Source organism: Microbacterium sp. (assembly GCF_051953575.1).
In the GTDB taxonomy this organism is placed as follows: Bacteria; Actinomycetota; Actinomycetes; order Actinomycetales; family Microbacteriaceae; genus Microbacterium.
Genome location: NZ_JBQCIP010000162.1, coordinates 1 through 3,288, shown reverse-complemented (window position 1 = coordinate 3,288; position 3,288 = coordinate 1). Strand labels below are relative to the sequence as shown.

The 3,288-nt window shown below is 64.2% G+C and carries 4 protein-coding genes; all 4 read right to left on the bottom strand.

Annotated elements, in window-relative coordinates:
* A partial coding sequence (locus ACTHNQ_RS10220) for a prepilin peptidase (protein WP_440333273.1) occupies window positions 1–709 on the bottom strand: 709 nt, incomplete at its 3' end.
* Window positions 710–718: 9 nt separating this feature from the next.
* Window positions 719–2,254 carry a hypothetical protein gene (locus tag ACTHNQ_RS10215; RefSeq protein WP_440333272.1) on the bottom strand — a complete coding sequence of 512 codons (1,536 nt, stop codon included), beginning with the start codon at window positions 2,252–2,254 and terminating at the stop codon, window positions 719–721.
* A 47-nt stretch (window positions 2,255–2,301) separates the two neighbouring features.
* Window positions 2,302–2,865 carry a PilW family protein gene (locus ACTHNQ_RS10210; protein ID WP_440333271.1) on the bottom strand — a complete coding sequence of 188 codons (564 nt, stop codon included), beginning with the start codon at window positions 2,863–2,865 and terminating at the stop codon, window positions 2,302–2,304.
* Window positions 2,856–3,288 (bottom strand): type IV pilus modification PilV family protein (locus ACTHNQ_RS10205; RefSeq protein ID WP_440333270.1); only part of this gene is annotated, 433 nt, incomplete at its 5' end. The genes ACTHNQ_RS10210 and ACTHNQ_RS10205, both read right to left, overlap by 10 nt.

Genomic DNA, 3,288 nt, shown 5'->3' with positions numbered 1-3,288 from the left:
CGAACAGTCCGCCGTACAGGAACGCGGCGAACGCTCCGACGGCGAGTGCGCCCCAGCCGATCCAGCCGAGGTGGATGCCGACGACTCCCGCGAGCTTGACGTCCCCGCCGCCCATGCCGCCCGGTCGGGCGAGGCGCAGGATCGCGTAGAACGCGTAGAGCACGGCCATTCCGATGGCGGCGCGCAGCAGGGACCCCCAGTCCCCCGTGAGTGCCGCCGCGGTCGTGAACAGGATGCCGGCGACCAGATAGCTCGGCAGCACGATGGCGTTGGGCAGCCGGTGCGTGTCGAGATCGATGAGCGTCAGCACGATGCTGATGGCGGCGAAGTACAGGAACGCGACGATGATCAGCGCGAGAGCGATGCCGCTCCCGGTCGTCGAGCTCGTCGACGCGCCGAGCACCGCCGGGTAGGCGAGCCCCACCCACGTGATCAGCGCAAACGCGAGGCCCGTGATCGCCTCGACGATCGGGTAGCGCGGCGAGATCGGCGCTTTGCAGTTCGCGCAGCGGCCGCGCAGCGCGATCCACCCGAGCACCGGCACGTTGTGCCACGGCTTGATGGCCGTGTCGCAATGCGGGCAGCGGCTCTCGCGCATCAGCGACACCTTCGCCGGCACGCGGTACGCGACCACGTTCAGGAACGACCCGATGAGCAGGCCGAACACCCCGGCGACGATGACGAGGAAGATGACGAGAGAAGTAGGCATCCGCGAAGGCTACCGCTCTGTCTGGGAGACACGCGCCCCGAGCTTCTGAACGATCACAGTCTCGACGACGCTGTCTGAGCCGTCACCCAGGACCTTGCACCCAAGCTTCTTGAACGCGTCGGGCCAGCTCATGAGCGCACAGGTGTACGTGGCGGCTGCGTTGAAGGTAACCCCGCTTGCATCCTTCGAGTAGAGCTGCCCGGTGAAGCTCTCGCGCACGTTCCCGTTCAGACCGCATGGCGTGTACACCATGACTTTGACACCCGTCACATTGGCGCCGTTCGCGATGCTGAAGTTGTCTCGCCCCGTCGACCCGCAGTCAGGCACACGGTCTCCGTCCACGAGGTCGCGGCTCGCGTCCTCGTGGACGAATACGAGCTGTTTGCCGCCGGAGAGATTCTGGTCGAGGCTCACGTTCATCGTCTTGCCCGGAGGGGCGAGAAAGATCGCATCTTTTGTGACGACGTTGCTGGACATGCCACCCAAGCTGATATCGGTGTGAGACGTCGTGCACGCCCGGAAGTCCAGCATGATCGGGGTTGTGCCGCCGTCCGTCAGCTTCGCGGTCAACTGACTCGAGCTCAGACTGCACGCATTGATCGGAGCTCCCGCCAGGTTCCACCCCGAGTTCTCATCCAGATCGATCCATTGCGTGATCGAGCGAATGAACTCGAGACTGGGCTGGAATGCGGGGATGGGCGTGCCTGCCGGTGCCTGACTGCCGACGGTCCACTTCGAACCGACGCTGATCTGTCCCCCCGCGGTGAGCTTGCCGTACACCTTGCCCGTGGTCGACCCGGTGTCGGTGAGCGTGATCTTTCCTCCCGCTTCGATGTTGCCGCCGCTCGTCGAAGTACCGAAGATGCTCCCATTCGAAGTCGCTTTGAGGTCGCGGCCGAGTTTGACGTCCCCGGTGACCTGAACCTGCTGCGATGACGCGTCAACATCGTCCCGAGCCCACACGTTGCCGTTGATCACGCAGGCGCGACTCAGGGTCACGCTGCCACGAGTCACGTACAGGCTCCCGTTGATCGTGCCGTCGTTCGCGCAGGTGTAGCTGTCGGTCCGGACGACGATGTCGCCCGTGTAATTGGCACGCATCGAGACGCTGCCTGCGAAGTAGGCAAGAACACCGCCCGCCTGGAGTTCCGGAACCTTGTCCCACAGGTAGACGGAGTCGATCGTCGTGCTCGATCCGTCCGGTCCCGTTCCGGCAGAGGTCACGACGATGTACGTCGTCGACGCAGTGGGGCAGCCCGTGGTGGCGCCGGCGTAAGTGGGAGCGACGGGCTGGGTTCCCGTCGTCACTGCGATCGTCGCAGAGTAATCGACGTCGCCGCCGGTCGGCTTCAACGGGAACGCGGCGGCGTTGCACCCCGCTGCAATGTGCGCCAGCGCAGCGTCACGTCCCGACTCGGCCGCGATGAATGCCTGCGTCTGGTCCTTGTTGTCAGCGTTGGCACCGATCGTGAACATGACGCTTGCAGCGATGGTGACCGCGATCACGAATCCGACCAGCATGACGACGACAACGGTCACGAGCACGGCACCATCCTCATCTGGGTGAGCCATTGCCTCATATCTCCTGCGGATCAGGGCCAGCATGGTGACGTCGCTCCCATCGACGAGGTGCGCAGAGACACGGCTCCCCCGAACAACACCGGAGCGGAGTCCGTCTCGATCTTGAAGGAGTACGTCACGGTCGTACCGGTGATTGAGAAGATCGGTGCCGTGCCCACTGGCTTCACTTCGACATGCCACGCCTGCTCGCTGTCATCCAGCCAGGATCCCCACGTGGCAAGAGAGAGATGATCAGGCGCCGACATCATTGCGGCCTTGCCGCCGCCGAGTTTGAACGCTTGACAGGTGCGGGGATCGGCGTTTGCGGGTCTGTTGAAGGCCGTGTGCACCCACAGTTCCGTGCCCGAGTTGCGTGGTTCCGCCGCGATGCCGTTCCTGACCGCTCGCTCGATCTGCAGGCTGATCAGCTGGCCTCGATTTGTGGCCTCGCTCGTCGACAACACGTCGTCTTGAGTGAGCCAGGAGTTGATGAGCACCGAGGCGATCCCGGTGAGGACGATCGTCGACACGACGATGCCGACGATGAGTTCGATCAAGCTGAGCCCTGACTCGTCACTCTCTCGGTTCACGAACATGGCGTCGCTGCTTTCGCACCAGCCACATAGATCAGCGCCGACACCGTCGCGAGCGAACGGCCGTCCTGGGTCGCGGTAAGGGTGAGAGGGACGGCGATGCCGCCCTTTGCCGAACAGGGCACGCATGGCCCCGGTGTCCCGCGCGTCGTGAAGTCTCGGCCAGCACCGTCCTGGAACGTCTTGGGTGTCGCTGCCGTGGTGAGAGCACCGCAAGAGGGTGCACGTCGGGCCTCTTCAATGAGCGAGTTGAGCTGTCGCGTGGCAGTCGCGACTGTCGTCTGTTCGGACGAGTAACGGATCCCGTTAATTAGGCCGGGCAACAACGCGATCGCGATGACACCCAACAAGAACATCGCGATGACTACTTCGACAAGGCTGAACCCCGCAGCATCGGCGCCACGACCCCTCATCCGCCCACCTCCC

What these genes read in the sequence shown, in the direction of transcription:
- ACTHNQ_RS10210 (WP_440333271.1), bottom strand. Translation starts at nt 2,865, where the DNA reads ATGTTCGTGAACCGAGAGAGTGACGAGTCAGGGCTCAGCTTGATCGAA.